Raw genomic sequence first — 16,362 nt, forward strand, 5'->3', positions numbered from 1 at the left:
TTTAAAATGATTAATTCTACTAACATAAATATAAATTTTGGCTTTTATTGTGTATAATATCGTAACATTAATAAGAAATTAAGGTGTAACAAATGTTAGATATTTCCTTGATTATGCTATCTGCGGGAGAATCATCAAGATTTAATGCTCCGGTAAAAAAGCAGTTTTTACGACTAGGCGAACAACCCTTATGGCTTTATGCTACTAAAAATTTAAGTTCTTTTTATCCTTTTAAACAAATAGTTGTTACTTCTAGTAATATTTCTTATATGAAAAAATTTGCCCCTGAATATAAATTTGTCCAAGGTGGTACAACTAGAGCACAATCTTTACTCAATGCTTTAAGTATGGTTGAGAGTGAATATGTTTTAGTTAGTGATGTTGCAAGGGTTTTAATTTCTAAAAACCTTTTTAACAATATCATAGAAAATCATGACAAAGCTGATTGTATTACACCTGTTTTAAAAGTAAGTGATACTACAATTTATGCTCAAGAAGCTATCGATAGAGATAAAATCAAACTCATACAAACCCCTCAACTTTCGCGCACAAGTATGCTAAAAAAAGCTTTAGAACAAAGCTCAAACTTCACCGATGATAGTACAGCTATACAAGCTATTGGTGGTAAAATTTGGTATGTACAAGGTGATGAGTTGGCGAAAAAAATTACCTTTAAAGAAGATTTGAAAAGCTTAAATTTACCAAAACCATCTTGGGATATTTTTAATGGAAGTGGTTTTGATGTGCATGAATTTGGAGAGCAAAGAGCCTTGCTTTTGGGTGGAGTAAAAGTACATGAAAGTATGGGTTTAAAAGCTCATTCTGATGGAGATGTATTAGCTCATGCACTAATTGATGCGCTTTTGGGTGCAGCAGGGCTTGGAGATATTGGTGAACTTTTCCCAGATAATGATATGCAGTATAAAAATGCTGATTCTATGCTTTTATTACAAAGCGCTTATACTTTGGTGCAAAATTATGGTTTTGAGCTTGTAAATGCTGATATTACCATCATAGCCCAAACACCTAAAATGAAAGATTTTAAAGAAGCTATTGCTTTTAATATAGCTAAAACATTAAAAACCACACCAAATAAAATCAATATCAAAGCTACCACTACAGAACATCTAGGTTTTGTAGGAAGGAAAGAAGGGATTGCTGTTTTAGCAAGTGTAAATTTAAAATATTTTGATTGGATGAAATTATGAAAGTTTTAATAGTAGAAAATGAATTTTATTTAGCCCAAAGCATAGGATCAAAGCTTAATTCTATAGGTTATGATTGTGATATTATCGCAAATGTTAATGAGCTGACTCATCATGATTATGAAATCATTTTGCTTTCTACTAGTATGGCTAATTTTGAACATATTATAGAAATTTTTAAGCATAAAATCATTATTTTACTCATATCTTACATAAGTTCAGATACTGTTTTAGCTCCTTTAAAATCTGGTGCTAGTGATTACATACAAAAACCTTTCATGATAGAAGAATTAATGCGCAAGATTAAGCATTTTCAAGAATTTAAAAAAATCACTATGCTAAATAGCACCTATCAAGCATATTTAAAACATAAATTTGAAACAGCAAAACTACCAACTTTTGATTATAAAAAATTCAAATTACCTTTGATTTTAAAAACTAATAATCAAATTTTTGCTGATCATTTTGTATTTAATTATACTAATGAGCACAACATCGCAAATGTTTATATAGATCTTTCACACCAACAAAATTTAGATAAAATTTTCAAAGACAATTCTTTGTATTATTTGGTTAATTTTCAGACCCTAAAGCCCTTAGAAAAAGAAAAGGTGCTAAACCTTGCTTTAAAAAAGGCTGTTATTATACATACAAGTACGAATATTGAGCATAGCAATTTTCAAATTTTAGAGCTAGGTGAAGATGAAAAAAGTTTTGAAAGTAATGGAATTTTAACCATTGATGATTATGTTAAGCATATTATCATTAGTTATCAAAATATCTTTCCTGATACGGATTTATCCAAAAAATTAGGAATTTCAAGAAAATCTTTATGGGAAAAAAGGAAAAAATATGGCATTACAAAGAAAAAATAGCATTATAATCTCAGAAGAAGAATACGAAGTTTTATGTTTCATTAAAGAAGGAATTTTTGGTTCTTTTACAAAATTGATGAACAAACAAGAAAGAGATGAATTTTTAAAAAATGAAGCAATAAACGGATATAAATTTCCCTATGCCTTAACTTTTGCTCCACACAATGAAAACAAAAAAATCATAGAAAATGCCAAAGTTAAAGACAAAATAGATTTTGTATGTAATGATCAAATAGTAGGCCACATCATCTTAGAAAGTAAATTTAAAAACGATAAAAACATTAATGATATTTTTACACCTAATACATGCTTGATTGATGATTTTGGAGAAATTTGCATTAGCGGTGAATTTGAAATTTATCACAATCGTATCAAGGCTATAAAAGAAGATTTTGAAAAAATCAAAAAAAGATTAAACCCTTCTAATATCACTGCTATTGTTTCAAGCTTTGATCCTTTTCATAGAGCGCATGAGAGAATTTTAAGATGGGCTATAGAGCAATCTGATCTAGTAATTATTTTCCTTATAGAATCTTATGAAAGTAATGGTTTAAGTTTAAAACTTAAAAAGCGTTGCTTTGATGTTTTTGCGCAAAATTATTTACCATCTTCTAGGGTTTTGCTTATACCTTTACATAATATCAAAATTTTTGCCTCGCATTTAAATCCGGTGCTTGAGTGTGCTTTGGCTAAAAGTTTTGATTGTAATAAACTTTTTGTAGGACAAAATCACGCAGGGCTTGGAATGTATTTTAATCAAAACAGAGCCTTTACTGTACTTGATGATTTTGCAAAAGATTACAATATAGAAGTAACTATACTTCCTGAATTTGTATTTTGTGATGAGTGTAAAATGATAGTAAGCACCAAATCATGTCCACATGGAGCTCATCATCATATGAAATATCATGGCGATTCTTTAAAAAATTTACTCAGACTTGGTATCATTCCACCAGCAGTTTTTATAAGAAGAGAAATTTCTGCTTTGATTTTATCAGAGCTTTTTCCAAATCGTTTCCATAATAAACAAAATATCTATAGCAATCTTTTCCCTACGCATGGTATTTTAGAATATAGAGGCGATAAAGAATTTTATGAGCAACTTATAAAACTCCATCAAATGTCATATATGGTGTAATCATGCAAAAATTATTTTTAACTTTTTTTTATTCAGGTAGTGTTAATAAAGCTCCAGGAACTTTTGGCACAATAGCAGCGCTAATCCCTGCTTTTTTTATTTTAAGGTATTTGGGTATAGGAACTTTGATCTTACTTGCAATTTTGCTTTTTTTAATCTCTATAAAAATCATCGATCAATACGAAAAACAAACAGGTATACACGATGATAAGCATATTGTAATAGATGAAGTTGTAGGAGTGTTTTTAGCTTTGGCAATTTGTGGGCAAAGTGTTTTTACTTTTTTGCTTTCTTTTGTTTTATTTAGATTTTTTGATATCACAAAACCTTCTATCATAGGTAAAATTGACAAAAAAACTAAAGGCGGTTTAGGCGTAATGCTAGATGATGTTTTAGCAGGAATTTTCGCAGGATTATTTAGTGCTGTGATTTATGGAATTTTACTTAAATTTGATCTTTTATGGTTTGATATAAGTATTATGGAGATATTTTAATTCGTAATTTTTTGATTTAACTTCATTTATGATAAACTTCACAAACTAAAACGAAAAGGATAAAAATGATTAAAAAAACAATGTTTGGTGCTTTAGCATTAATTTCTTTTATAGCATGTGCTAATGGAGTAGATTATAAATATGATCCAAGTAGAGGTTATAAAGGTGGTTATGATTTATTCATTAAAACTTTAAAAAAAGATTACGGCTCTAATGTTGTAATAAAAAGCCTTAAAGATGTTGATTTAAATGCTTTAAAAGAAAAACACCCTGAAGTAGCTGAAGATTTTGAAGAGATAAAACCGACTCAAGATGAATTAGCTAAAGAAGTTGCAAATGGACAAATACAATATGGCGATGTTGTTTATATCAACTATAAAAATGGCGATTTGAATAAACATGAAATAGTTTATGGCATGTGTGATACAAGAAAATGGAATAAAGAAAGATGTGAAGATCGTGGAGCAATTGTTGATATGACTGAATAAAATCAACCTATCAAATGCAATATAATTTTTCTAAGATAAGATTTACTTAATCTATCTTAGAAAAACCTCAACTACAATTTTCTTATTTTTTATTACAATAAAATAATTTTAATTTTTAAAAAGAAGTTAGTATAAAGGGTGAACGCCAAAAAGGGTGCAACCCTTTAGCGTTAATTTATAAATCCACTTGCAAGCACTAAATCTTTATCGTAAAATACTGCCATTTGTCCGCTAGCAAGCCCATAAACAGGCTCTTGTAAGATGATTTTTGCACTTTTATCTTCATTAATCAAAACTTTACATGGGGTTGATCTTGATCTATAGCGTATTTTTACTTCACAATCTAACTCTTTAGCATCGATAAATAAATTAATATTCTCAAGATTAAACTCACTTATCTTAAGCTCTTCTTTTTTACCTACTATGATTTCATTTTTTTTAGGATCAATTTTTAATACAAAATGTGGTTCATGAGCCCCACGCACCTCAAAACCTCTTCTTTTACCTATGGTATAGTGCATATAACCTTCGTGTTTTCCTACTTCTTTGCCACTACTATCTCTTACAATACCTGGAATTTTAGTATCCATAAACTGATCTAAAACTTGCACATAAGTATCTTCCACAAAACAAATCTCAGAACTTTCCTTTTGTGTTGCAAAAGATTTTAAAACATCGATTGTAGAAGCAAATTTTTTCACATCTTCTTTTTTCATCTCTCCAAGAGGGAAAATCAAATACTCCAAAGCCTCTTTATCTGCATTTGCTAGAAAATAGCTTTGATCCTTACTCTCATCAACCGCAGTTTTAATCAAACCATTTTCTATCCTTGCATAATGACCTGTGGCTAATTTCTCACAACCCAAACTCTTAGCAAATTCCAAAAGCTTGCCAAGCTTGATAAAGCGATTGCATAAAGCACAAGGATTTGGCGTTTTACCTTCCTTATAGGTATTAACAAAAGGCATATAAACTTGATTTTTAAAATCTTCTTGTAAGTCTAAAATATGATATTTGATGTCTAAAAATTTAGCAACTTTTTCAACTTTTTGTATATTTTCTTCATGATAATTAGCTTTTCCATGAAGCTTCATATAACAACCTATAATCTCATGTCCTGCTTGTTTTAACTTATAAGCAGTTACAGTACTATCTACACCCCCACTCATTGCAACAAGAATTTTCATCTTTTTCCTTTATCATTCTTATAATTTCATCCAAATCATCACTTATACTATACTTTAACTCATCATTTTTAGATATAGTTCCAAGTCCTAGTAAAGAAGTTTTGATAAATTCATCAAGAGGTTGCCAAAATTTTTGCCCAACTAAAATAATAGGAACATCTTTTTTAAAACTAAGTTGTTTAAGAGTAAGAATTTCAAAAAATTCATCTAATGTTCCAAAGCCGCCTGGGAAAATCACAAAAGCTAGACTCTTTTGAATAAGAGCCATTTTGCGAATGGCTAAGCTCTTAAAAGTGATATTATACTCTAAAAAGTCATTTGCTTTTTGCTCAAATGGTAAATGTATATTAAATCCAAAAGATTTTAAGTGTGAAGTTTGACTTTGCATAGCCCCATAATTTGCAGCTTGCATAATACCACCGCCACCACCACTGATGATACTATAACCAAGATCTGCTAACTTTTGGGCTAATTTTGAAGCCAAAATACAATACTCATTATCTTCTTTTAAGCGTGCAGAACCAAAAAAAGTTATGCCTTTTTGAATTTTTTCTAATTCTTTAAGATAGGCAATATCTTCAATGACATATTCTTTCATCTTAGCTGTTCTAATCTTTCTTTTTTAGAGCCTATCTCAGTAATTTGCACTCCAAAGTTTCCATCTACGATAACTACTTCCCCATAAGCGATTTTTTTATCACCTATTAAAATTTCTAAAGGATCGTTTGCTAATTGATCAAGCTCGATAACCGAGCCTATATCCATGGTTAAAACATCTTTTAAAAGCATTTTTTTACTACCTATACGCACTCTTATAGGCAAACGCACATCCATGATCAAACCGATATTTCTTAGCTCTTCTACATTAGCCAAGGCTTTATGATCTTGTGTATGATCTTCATTTGTTGCTACAATTTCTTCTAAGTCAGTTTTGGTTAAAATCTTATAAATTTTTTCATCAAAAACCAAAGAAATTTTTTCTTCTAAATCAGCTATTTTTACATTGTATAAATATAGCTTATGAAAACCACCAAGCTCTAAACTATCTGCAACAAATTCACAATTTTCTAGACTAAACTCCATTTTTGGAATTTCTTTTTGCGCGCCTAAAGTTGTAGAAAATGCTGAGATGATATTTTGTATAGCTTCTTTGGCTGCATCCATTTCATCTTCATTTAGCTCACTGTTTTTGGAGATTTCTTCTTCTCCCATCATCCACTCACCAATTGCACTCATTAAAACTGCACTGGCTAGGATTTTGATTTTCATTTCATTATTAATGCTAAAAGTAGCGCTAACTAATGGTGGAGTCATAGAATCTTGAGAATTTACATCATACTCATAATACTCACTAAATTCAGCACTTTTTCCTGTTAAACCTTCTATTGTACTTACACATTCATTGACGAATATGCCTAAAAAATCATTGATCATCGTCTTCCTCTTCTAGTTCTTCATTATCATCATACGAATTTGCTTTTGCTCTTCTTTCATCTTCATATTTTTCAAGCATTTCTTTAATCTCATCTTTATCAGTTTTGATAAGTTCTAAGATTTTAATTGACTTTCTAAATCTATGAAGTCCCACTTGAGCTAAAAATACTTCTTTTTTATCAATAGCTACTATAGCTTTATCATCTGCACTTCTATCAAGCTTTAAAATATCTCCTTGTTTTAAATCTAAAAATTCATTCACATTGATAAAAGTTTTACCAAGCATAGCTTCATAAATTACCTCAGCACGACCGATCAAGGTTTTAAGTTCTTTATTTCTTGATTTTTTAGCCGAAGTTTCACCCATCATAATATCACGATTTGCCAAACGGCTCAAAATACTTTCCAAATGCACAACAGGATAGCAAATATTTACCATACCACTTGAATTTCCGATGATAATCTCCATTACCACCATGATAACAATTTCATTTTGAGAAACTATTTGCACAACATTTGGACTTGATTCTTTTGCTTCAACACTTGGATAAATTTCTGTAACATTCATCCAACTTTCTTTAAGCCTTTGCATTATAATACGCAAAATAGAATCAAGCAAATTAAGCTCGATTTCTGTAAGCTCTCTTAAGGTATCAAAACTCTCCCCTTGACCACCTAAAAGCCTATCTATCATAGGAAAAGCAATGCTTGGATTAATCTCTAAAACACAGTTTCCATCTAAAGGTTTAATCGAAAAAACGTTAAAGCTTGTTGGCGAAGGCAAAGACATTAAAAACTCACCATAAGTCATTTGATCTACTGAGTGAAGTTTAATCTCAACTATACTTCTCATCATAGATGAAATTTGCGAAGCAAGATTTCTTGCTAATTTATCATGAATCCCTTTAATAGAACGAAGTTGTTCTTTAGAAACCCTGTTTGGACGCTTAAAATCATATACTACTATATCTCTTTTATCTTCTAGCTCTTCTAATTTCGAAGAAGCTGCACTTTCATCGCTATCATCATCAACAACTTCTAAAAGAGCATCAATTTCTTCTTGGGAAAGTATCTCAGCCATTAAACTAGCCTTTCTCGAATCTTCTTAAGCAAACGCTTATGAATTTGTGAAATTCTTGACTCGCTAATCTCTAAAATCTCTGCGATTTCTTTTAAATTTAATTCTTCATAATAATAAAGCTGTATTACAAGCTTTTCTCTTTCTTTAAATTCTTCTAAAACTGCATTGATTTTTTCTATTAATTCTTCTTTTTCTATTTGTTCTATGATATTGCTATCATTAAAGCAATTTAGCTGTTCATCCAAAGGCATTACAAGCGATATAGCATGAGCTGCTCTTGCTTCTTTTACCTTTTCTACTTCTAAATTTAGTCTTTGTGCTAAATACTCATCATCGGGTTCTTTTTCATTTTCTTGATAAAACTCATCTATAATAACATCAATATCTTTGATGATTTTTCTATTACTTCTACTCATTACATCAAGGCTTCTTAGATAATCCAGCATAGCTCCATTGACTCTTTTTCTTGCAAAGCCCCAGAAATTATCATTTTGTTCTTTATCATAACGGCGTGAGAGTTTGATCATTTCCTCTACGCCGATACTAATTAAATCATTTACATCAATACTTGCAGGCAAACGCTCTTTAAGCCTAAAAGCCATAGCTCTTAATGCTGGCATATAAGAGATGACTAAATCATCTTGTTCTTTTTTTAGCGTAGAAGCATAGGCATTATGCGGCTGCATGTTTTACTTTTCTTTTTGAAGAGCTTTCAAGCTTTTTAAGGTCTTCGCGCTCTTCTTGAAGTTTTTCAAGCAAGTAATCCATTTTCTTTTCTCTTGCGGCTAATTCTGCTATAAAACTATTGTTTTCATTTTCATATTTTTCTTTATTAAAGCTTCTACCGCTAATTTTATTAACATCTACAAAAATCATAATTACTATATGGATTAAAACATAAAATACAAAAGTAATCAAACAAGTATATACAACTATCTCTACTGCATCTTCTATATTAACTATGGTAAACATTAATCCTATAAAAAAACCACAAACAGTAAAAAAAGCAACAAAATTCTCTGGTCTCATCTTTTTCCCTCAATCTAAAAACGATCCAAAAGCTTTTTGAAAAAACTCATAATGCTTTTATCTCCCACATTATTAAGCACTTTTTGTTCCAACCTATATAAAAGCTTAGAAGCTATGGTTTTTAGCTCATCACTTGCATTAGTGTCATCATCACTAAATAAAGTTCTTTTTTTAATACTAGAACTAATATCTTTACTTTGACCTAAAAATCCTAAAAATTCTAAATTTAAACTATGCTTAATGTTAATATCTGCTACTTTTTTAATATTATCAAAAATTCTCAAAGCTTCATTTTCATTTTTTACAACATTAAACACCATTAATAAATTTTCTTTAGTTTTTGAAGTGGTTTTTATAGTAGCATAAGCATCAGTAATCGCAGCAGGGTCAGGCACAGTGATGACAATAACCTCATCAGACATTTCTAAGAAATTTCCTATATTACCACCTATACCTGCTCCTGTATCAATGATTAAAAAGTCTAAATCATCTAAAATACTTGTTTGATTTAAAAATCTCTCATAAATATTTTTATCATTATATTTTAAAATTTCATCGCCACTTTCACCTGGGATAAGCCATAAATTTGGTTTTACTTCTATTAAAATATCTTCTAGCGAGCACTCACCCTTTAAAACATGCAAAAGGTTTTTTTCCACACGCACATTTAAAATCACATCTAAATTTGCAAGCCCTATATCTGCATCAAAAAGCCCTACTTTATAACCATTTTTAGCTAGGATGTTGCCCAAATTTGCACTAAAAGTACTTTTTCCAACCCCACCTTTACCGCTAGTAACTGCGATAAAATGAGTATGTTTTACATTTGAGTTTTCATTTTTTACTAGATCTTTTAATTTTTCTGCTTGATTACTCATTTTCATCCCTTCTAAAACCTTCTAACACACAACGCACTAAAAAGTCACTATTAGCCACTTCTATATCATCAGGCACTTCTTGACCTATGGAAAAAAAGCTCATCGGAGTGCTAGTTTCATAAAGTAAAGAAAATACATTTCCAAATACTTTTGTTTCATCAAATTTGGTAATGATTAAAGTGTCTATATTTAAAAATGAAAAATTATTATAAGTTTCTAATAAATCTTCATATTTTGTATTTGCTGAAAGTACCAAATTTACATCAATTTGCGCATTAGAATGCGATAAAAATTCTTTTGTTTTTTCAAGTTTTGCTTTATCATACTGTGAATTTCCGGTTGTATCTACTAAAATAACCTCACAAGTATTTAAACTTCTAATCGCATCATCTAAGTCATTTGGCTCTATACTATCAATAATAGGAAGTTTCATCATCTTAGCATATTGAAAAAGTTGCTCTACCGCACCTATTCTATAAGTGTCAAGAGTTATAATACCGGTTTTATAGCGTCTATCTCCATAAGCATAGCGAAAAGCAAGTTTAGCTAAAGTAGTAGTTTTACCCACTCCCGTTGGGCCTACTAACATCATGATTTTTTGTTTTTTAATTTCACTTTCTAAACGACATGGAAGCATATTACGCAAAAGTGAGTAAAAATACCTTTGCACTGCTTCTTGATTTGCTTTCATAGTGCTTGGCATATTTTCAATAGTCGCCTTCATAATAGCTTCTAAATGCGCTTCTTGCATACCACTTGCCTTAGCTTGCTTATAAATACTTGCAAACTCAGGTGGTATAGCTAGTTCTTTACGTAAATCTGCCTTATCATCCCACATCATATCCACAAGCAAATTCATTTTATCATTAAGCTTATTCATTTGTTTTTCAAAGGCTTCAATTTTTTTATCATAATTTGGATTTGGCATAGAAAAATCTTGATAGTTTGAAACCTTGCTAATTTCTGAACTAACCTGAGAAAGTTTATTTTTTAAATTTAAAAAATTATCATCTTTTTTGCTTGTATTTAAATAAGGATTAATAGGTTTTTGCTTAGCTTTTGAAGAAAAATCAAGCACTACATCTTCTTCTTTTTTTTCATCTTCAAGTTTTGGTGCTTGAATTTTAGCCTCAGGAAAACTTGCTGTGTTTGGTTTTTTCTTTGGTGGCATAGGTAAATTATTTTGTTTTAAATGCTCTTCATAATCAGCTTCTTCAATCGCTACTATAACCTCGTATAAAGGTTTTTGATTGATAGTTTTTGGACGAATTTGCTTATTAGTTACTATCAAAGCCTTATCGCCATAATCTTGCTTAACCTTAGGTATAATCTCATCTGTGCTTTCAACTGTAAAAGTATGAATCAATTGTCCCATATTTTTCCTTATCTTAACAAGCCCAAAGGCAAAGTTACACTAATTCTATCATTTACCCCCACATGAGGCACTGTGCAATACTCATCTTTACGCGCTTTTTTTGAAAAATACAACAAATCCAAATCAAGCGTTCTAGGAGCATTTTTAAAAGTTCTTTTTCTTTTGAATTTAAACTCATAAAAAAACAAAACTTTTAAAAGTGCTCTTGCATGCAAACTTGTACTTACAACCATCACTGCATTAGTAAAGTCTTTTTGTTCTTCAAAGCCAAAAGCTTTATTAATCAAAAATGGCGATGTTTGCAATACTTGCAAGCGTTTATCTTGCATTAAAAGCCTAAATAAACTCCGAAAGCGTTTTTTTTCATCTTCTATATTGCTTCCAAGTCCTATAATGGCTATGTATTTTCCTTTTTTATCTGCCTTTGAATAAAAAGGAAAAAAACGAATTTTTTCTAACCTTCTAGCTCCTTTAATTAGCAAATTATAACACCACTGCCTTTTCTTTATCAAGATAGACCATGTCTTCTATCCTAATACCAAGTTTATCTTTGATATAAATTCCAGGTTCAATGGTAAATACCATACCCTCTTTTAGCTCATAATCACTTCTTGGGCTAATGTTTGGCAGCTCATGTATATCAAGCCCCACTCCATGTCCTAAACTATGAATAAATTCTTTTTCAAAACCTGCGTTTTTAATCACTTCTCTTGCGATAAAATCAAGCTCACTTGATCTCATACCAACGCGTGCTTTTTCTATGGCTTGAAGCTGAGCTTGCTTGACCACTTCATAAATTTGCATAATTTCTTTATCTTTAAAATTTGGCTTATTTTTATCAAAAACTATGCCACTCTCATCAAAACAAGCCGTTCTTGTACGATCAGAACAATACCTTTGATAAACTACACCCGCATCAACTAATAACAAATCTCCATATTCTAAACATTTATCACTAGGTAAAGCGTGTGCCTTAGCCGCATTTTCGTTAATAGCTACAATAGGTGAAAAAGAAAGTCCTAAAGCGCCTTTTTTTTGAAAAATTTCACATGCTTTAAAATGTAATTCTTTTTCGCTTTTTCCATAACCTTCTTGGCTGATAAATTTAGCAAATTCTTCAAAACATTCTTTACCAAAATTTACAGCCTTTTGCAAAAGTTGCAATTCCTTGGCATTTTTTATAATGCGTTTGTTTTTACTCAAGTCTAATTTTTCTTCAAAAACGATATTTGCACTTTTACTAAGTTCTTTAAATTCAAAATAACTAAAGTCTTTTGGGTCAAAACTCACCCTATCAATTTCTGCTTTTTCTAAAAGCTCTCTAGCACTAGCAAAAAGATCTTGTGCTAAAACCACCTTAGTATTTTTTATCATTTCACTAGCTTCAAAGCTATATCTTGCATCAGTGATAAAAAAAGCTTGATCTTCAAGTTTTAAAAACAAAGCATTATCGCAAGAATAGCCACACTCATAAAAAAGTGCATTTTCGTTTTTTAAGATAAAATTCATTGATTTGCTTGTTGTGCTTTTGCTTGAGCTGCTTTATATGCATTGATTTGATCAAAAATTTGGAAAAGTCCCATTAAAGCCATATGATAACCAAAAGGACCAAAACCTACCACGCTACCTGCACAAACTGGTGCTATCATGCTTTTTTGTCTGAATTCTTCTCTTCTATAAGTATTACTAATATGCACTTCAATCACAGGCATATTAATCGCTGCGATCGCATCGCGGATTGCTATAGAAGTGTGTGCATAAGCAGCTGCATTAATAATCACCCCATCTACACTGCCTAAGCATTCTTGAATTTTATCAACTAACTCACCTTCAAAATTACTTTGAAAAAACTCAATCTCTACATTAGCTTGTTTTGCAGCTTGTTTCATTTGCTCATGGATATCTTCCATTTTCATATTGCCATAAATATGAGTTTCTCTCACACCAAGCATATTGATGTTTGGTCCTTGTATCACCATAACTTTCATAATCTAACCTTTATTTAGTAAAATTTACTATATTATAGCATTTTAAAGCTAAATTTTAGCTACAATTTCCCTTTTTAAAGGAGGTAAAATGTTTATAATAGCACCTAAAATCATCTTAACTTGCAATGATGATTTTAATATTTTAGAAGACAAAGCAGTTCTTTTTGATGATAATATTTTAGAAATTGATAGCTTAGAAAATTTACAAAAATCCTACCCGCAAGCTAAGCTTATACCAACTCCAAAAGATACCTTACTTTTACCTGCTTTTATCAATCCACACACGCATTTAGAATTTAGTGCAAATAATGGAAATTTAGTCTTTGGGGACTTTTTAAAATGGCTTGATAGCGTTTTTAATAACCGCGAGCAATTAAACGAAAAAGCCAAAGAAAAATTAATCTCACAAAATATCCATAAAATGCTAAAAAGTGGCACTGCTACCATAGGAGAAATTTCAAGTTTTGGGAATGATTTAAACCCTTGTGTCAATTCACAAGCTAGAGTGGTATTTTTTAATGAAATTTTAGGCTCAAATGAAAATTTTATCCAAGCAAAAAAAGAGGAATTTTTAACTCGTTATGAAAAAAGCATGAGTTTTAAAACTTCTAAATTTATCCCTGCTATTTCAGTGCATGCACCCTACTCAACCCACCCAGAACTTGCCAAATTTGCTATAAAACTTGCTAGAGAAAATAATCATTTACTAAGCACACATTTTCTTGAAAGTAATCATGAAAACAACTGGCTAAGGTTTAAAAAAGGTGGTTTTAAAAAGAGCTTGGCTAAATTTAGTAAAAATCCTATGCCATTTTACACTCCACAAAGTTTTTTAGAACTTTTTAAAGATCAAAGGACTTTATTTACTCATTGTGTGTATTTTAAAGAATGGGATTTATTAGATAAAAATTTACACTCGATCACGCATTGTGTTTTTTCAAACAGACTTTTGAGTAAAAATACTTTTAAATTAAAATCTGCTTTAAAAAATGGTGTTAATATCCATCTAGGAACTGATGGTTTGAGTTCAAATACTTCTTTAAGTATGCTTGATGAAATGAGAGCAAATTTACTTATACATGATGATTTTGAGTTAGAAAATTTTGCTAAAATATTGCTTTTAATGGCAACAAACAAAGCCGCAAAAGCTTTAAATTTAAACCTAGGCCAAATTCAAAAAGGCAAAATCGCTGATTTTAGCCTTTTTGCTTTACCAAATAGTGTAAATTTAAAACAACTTCCTTTGCAATTTATCTTACAAAGCAAAGAAGTGTTAAAACTTTTTATAGAAGGAAAAGAATGCAAATTATAAAATCATTTTTTAAAGGAATTGGAAAAATCATCTCTTATATCAACACTTATTTTAAAACCTTTGTGTTTTTGTTTATCGTGTTTTTGATCCTTACTCCAAGCGGGGATAATGCCAAGCTTTCTAATGCAAACTTAGCTCAAATTAATCTTAAAGGTGAAATTAGCGATGCGAGCAATCTTTTAGAACAAATTTACAAAGTCAAAGATGATAAAGCTATAAAAGGGGTTTTGCTTTTTATAGATAGCCCTGGTGGGGCTTTTGCGCCAAGTATGGAAATAGCTTTAGCCATACAAGATCTTAAAGCTAAAAAACCTGTGGTAGTCTATGCAGGTGGAACTATAGCAAGTGGAAGCTACTTAAGTGCAGTAGGAGCTGATATGATCATCGCTAATCCTGCTAGCTTTGTAGGATCTATCGGGGTAATCATGCAAGGCTTTGAAGTAAGCGAGCTTGCACAAAAACTTGGTATAAATGAGCAAACTATCAAAGCAGGAAATTACAAAGAAGCGGGAACTTTCATGCGTAAATGGAGTGAAGATGAAAAAGACTTTTTGCAAAATTTAGCCAATCAAAGCTATGAGCTTTTCACGCAATTTGTAGCTAAAAATCGTAAATTAGACTTAAATCAAACAAACTCATGGGCTGATGCGAAAGTATTTTTAGCAAATGAGGCTTTAAAATTAAAACTCATTGATAAAATAGGCAATTATGAGCAAGCCAAAAAAGAGCTAGAAAAACTAGCCAAAGTACAAAACCCTATCTGGCAAAAAGAAGATGCCATAGATAAATTTTTAAAACGATTAGAAGAGCAAAGCGCTAGCTTTTTTGCTAACACTTTAGCACGATTTTTCACACAAGTAAGCTCACAAAAAATTTATTAAGATTTAATAATCTCATAAAATCCATAAGTATCATTTTCTAAAAAGCCTTTATATAAAGGCTTTAGTTTTAAATCTAACTTAACATTTTCAAAGGTATTTAAATTTGAGCTTGAAAAAATCAAAAGCATATCTAACTCATCTTTAAAGGCTTTTAAAAAATTCTCCCCGCCCTCATACATGATAAACTTTGCTTTGCTAGGAATGCTTGTAAAAATTTCTCTTTCAGCTACGCTAAATAAAGGAATGTTTGGATCAAAACTTTCTAAATTTTGACGGCTTAGTATGCATAAATTTGGTGCTTTAGCCTGAACTAACCTTGCATCTAAAATAGGCCTATCATGCCTTATAGTTTCTCCACCTACTACAAGTAAATCAAGCTTTGAGCGTAATGCATGAGCATAGGTTCTACTTGCTTTAGAACTTACGATTTTACCATAAGCAGAGCCGTTTAAAGAAAGGGCTAGTTTAAAAAATTTAAAGCTTGACTTTTGCCATTTTAAAAAAGGTTTTAAAAGCTCTTTGGCTCTTTGCTCGCAAATTCCCATGTGAACTTTTATGCCTTGATCTTTTAAAAACTCTGCTCCACCACTTGCAAGCTTATGCTCATCCTTAGTAGCGATAAAAACTTCACTAAAACCAAGTGCGCTAAAAAGTTTCGCACAAGGTGGAGTTTTGCCCTGATGATTACAAGGTTCTAAACTCACATAAGCACTAGCGCCTTTTAATAACCCTTGATGATTTTGACAAATAAACTCATGCAAATCATTTGCATTTTGGGGTAAATCTAAATTTGGATTAAGCACTTTTAAGGCTTTACTCACTGCTTCAAGCTCTGCATGAGCCTTACCTACTTCTTTGTGTGCTTCTATGCTTAAAATTTTGCCATTTTTATCTAAGATCACACAGCCTACGGCTGGATTTGGGTAGGTTAAAAGCTGATATTTCCAAGCTTCATCTATGGCTAAATTCATATAAAATTCGTGATTCATGTTACTTC

The 16,362-nt window shown here is 30.9% G+C and carries 19 protein-coding genes; 7 read left to right on the plus strand and 12 right to left on the minus strand.

The features are described 5' to 3' along the window. The first annotated feature begins 92 nt into the window (after positions 1-92). The 5 genes from L8V79_RS04655 (at position 93) to L8V79_RS04675 (ending at position 4,200) form a co-directional block, all read left to right on the plus strand. Positions 93-1,208, plus strand: a complete 1,116-nt coding sequence (locus tag L8V79_RS04655) for a bifunctional 2-C-methyl-D-erythritol 4-phosphate cytidylyltransferase/2-C-methyl-D-erythritol 2,4-cyclodiphosphate synthase (protein ID WP_263702683.1) — start codon at positions 93-95, stop codon at positions 1,206-1,208. Continuing rightward, a complete protein-coding gene (locus L8V79_RS04660) occupies positions 1,205-2,080 on the plus strand; it encodes a response regulator transcription factor (RefSeq protein WP_039667971.1) in 876 nt (291 codons plus the stop codon). Before L8V79_RS04655 ends, L8V79_RS04660 begins: the two co-directional genes overlap by 4 nt. After that, on the plus strand, positions 2,058-3,218 hold the full coding sequence (locus L8V79_RS04665) for a sulfate adenylyltransferase (protein WP_263702684.1): 1,161 nt from the start codon (positions 2,058-2,060) through the stop codon (positions 3,216-3,218). The genes L8V79_RS04660 and L8V79_RS04665 overlap by 23 nt, the downstream gene beginning before the upstream one ends. 2 nt (positions 3,219-3,220) lie before the next feature. Continuing rightward, a complete protein-coding gene (locus tag L8V79_RS04670; protein ID WP_133319620.1) occupies positions 3,221-3,712 on the plus strand; it encodes a phosphatidylglycerophosphatase A in 492 nt (163 codons plus the stop codon). Positions 3,713-3,777: 65 nt separating this feature from the next. Beyond that, positions 3,778-4,200 carry a hypothetical protein gene (locus L8V79_RS04675; RefSeq protein ID WP_263702686.1) on the plus strand — a complete coding sequence of 141 codons (423 nt, stop codon included), beginning with the start codon at positions 3,778-3,780 and terminating at the stop codon, positions 4,198-4,200. A gap of 170 nt (positions 4,201-4,370) precedes the next feature. On the opposite strand, the gene mnmA is transcribed toward L8V79_RS04675, so the two are convergent. The 11 genes from mnmA to aroQ are packed head-to-tail and all read right to left on the minus strand — an operon-like array spanning position 4,371 to position 13,172. Then, positions 4,371-5,387, minus strand: coding sequence for a tRNA 2-thiouridine(34) synthase MnmA (gene mnmA, locus L8V79_RS04680; protein WP_263702687.1), 1,017 nt, complete (start codon positions 5,385-5,387; stop codon positions 4,371-4,373). Then, entirely contained in the window at positions 5,350-5,985 is a 636-nt protein-coding gene (locus L8V79_RS04685; RefSeq protein WP_263702688.1) for a TIGR00730 family Rossman fold protein, read from the minus strand. The genes mnmA and L8V79_RS04685 overlap by 38 nt, the downstream gene beginning before the upstream one ends. Beyond that, a complete protein-coding gene (gene fliY / locus L8V79_RS04690) occupies positions 5,982-6,821 on the minus strand; it encodes a flagellar motor switch protein FliY (protein WP_263702689.1) in 840 nt (279 codons plus the stop codon). The genes L8V79_RS04685 and fliY overlap by 4 nt, the downstream gene beginning before the upstream one ends. Next, complete coding sequence (gene fliM, locus L8V79_RS04695; RefSeq protein WP_039667962.1) at positions 6,811-7,902, minus strand: flagellar motor switch protein FliM; 1,092 nt, start codon at positions 7,900-7,902, stop codon at positions 6,811-6,813. Before fliM ends, fliY begins: the two co-directional genes overlap by 11 nt. Then, on the minus strand, positions 7,902-8,588 hold the full coding sequence (locus L8V79_RS04700) for an RNA polymerase sigma factor FliA (RefSeq protein WP_114640014.1): 687 nt from the start codon (positions 8,586-8,588) through the stop codon (positions 7,902-7,904). Before L8V79_RS04700 ends, fliM begins: the two co-directional genes overlap by 1 nt. Further along, on the minus strand, positions 8,575-8,931 hold the full coding sequence (locus L8V79_RS04705) for a hypothetical protein (protein ID WP_039617428.1): 357 nt from the start codon (positions 8,929-8,931) through the stop codon (positions 8,575-8,577). Before L8V79_RS04705 ends, L8V79_RS04700 begins: the two co-directional genes overlap by 14 nt. A 14-nt stretch (positions 8,932-8,945) precedes the next feature. Then, positions 8,946-9,809, minus strand: a complete 864-nt coding sequence (gene flhG / locus L8V79_RS04710) for a P-loop NTPase (protein ID WP_214118644.1) — start codon at positions 9,807-9,809, stop codon at positions 8,946-8,948. Next, positions 9,802-11,184, minus strand: coding sequence for a flagellar biosynthesis protein FlhF (gene flhF, locus L8V79_RS04715; protein WP_039667960.1), 1,383 nt, complete (start codon positions 11,182-11,184; stop codon positions 9,802-9,804). The genes flhG and flhF overlap by 8 nt, the downstream gene beginning before the upstream one ends. Before the next feature lie 8 nt (positions 11,185-11,192). Then, entirely contained in the window at positions 11,193-11,666 is a 474-nt protein-coding gene (gene folK / locus L8V79_RS04720) for a 2-amino-4-hydroxy-6-hydroxymethyldihydropteridine diphosphokinase (protein WP_039617423.1), read from the minus strand. Between the two features lies 1 nt (position 11,667). Next, positions 11,668-12,693, minus strand: a complete 1,026-nt coding sequence (locus L8V79_RS04725; RefSeq protein ID WP_263702690.1) for a M24 family metallopeptidase — start codon at positions 12,691-12,693, stop codon at positions 11,668-11,670. Further along, positions 12,690-13,172, minus strand: coding sequence for a type II 3-dehydroquinate dehydratase (aroQ, locus tag L8V79_RS04730; RefSeq protein WP_039625266.1), 483 nt, complete (start codon positions 13,170-13,172; stop codon positions 12,690-12,692). The genes L8V79_RS04725 and aroQ overlap by 4 nt, the downstream gene beginning before the upstream one ends. Positions 13,173-13,260: 88 nt before the next feature. On the opposite strand from aroQ, the gene L8V79_RS04735 reads away from it, so the two are divergent. Then, positions 13,261-14,484, plus strand: coding sequence for a metal-dependent hydrolase (locus L8V79_RS04735; RefSeq protein ID WP_263702692.1), 1,224 nt, complete (start codon positions 13,261-13,263; stop codon positions 14,482-14,484). After that, positions 14,472-15,365 (plus strand): signal peptide peptidase SppA, encoded by an 894-nt coding sequence (gene sppA, locus L8V79_RS04740; protein WP_263702694.1) that lies wholly within the window; start codon positions 14,472-14,474, stop codon positions 15,363-15,365. The genes L8V79_RS04735 and sppA overlap by 13 nt, the downstream gene beginning before the upstream one ends. Here sppA and ribD read toward each other — a convergent pair. Next, positions 15,362-16,354 carry a bifunctional diaminohydroxyphosphoribosylaminopyrimidine deaminase/5-amino-6-(5-phosphoribosylamino)uracil reductase RibD gene (ribD, locus tag L8V79_RS04745; protein WP_263702696.1) on the minus strand — a complete coding sequence of 331 codons (993 nt, stop codon included), beginning with the start codon at positions 16,352-16,354 and terminating at the stop codon, positions 15,362-15,364. The two genes, sppA and ribD, sit on opposite strands and share 4 nt — an antisense overlap. Positions 16,355-16,362 lie beyond the last annotated feature (8 nt).

Origin of the sequence: Campylobacter sp. IFREMER_LSEM_CL2194, assembly GCF_025771685.1 — a bacterium.
GTDB lineage: Bacteria > Campylobacterota > Campylobacteria > Campylobacterales > Campylobacteraceae > Campylobacter_D.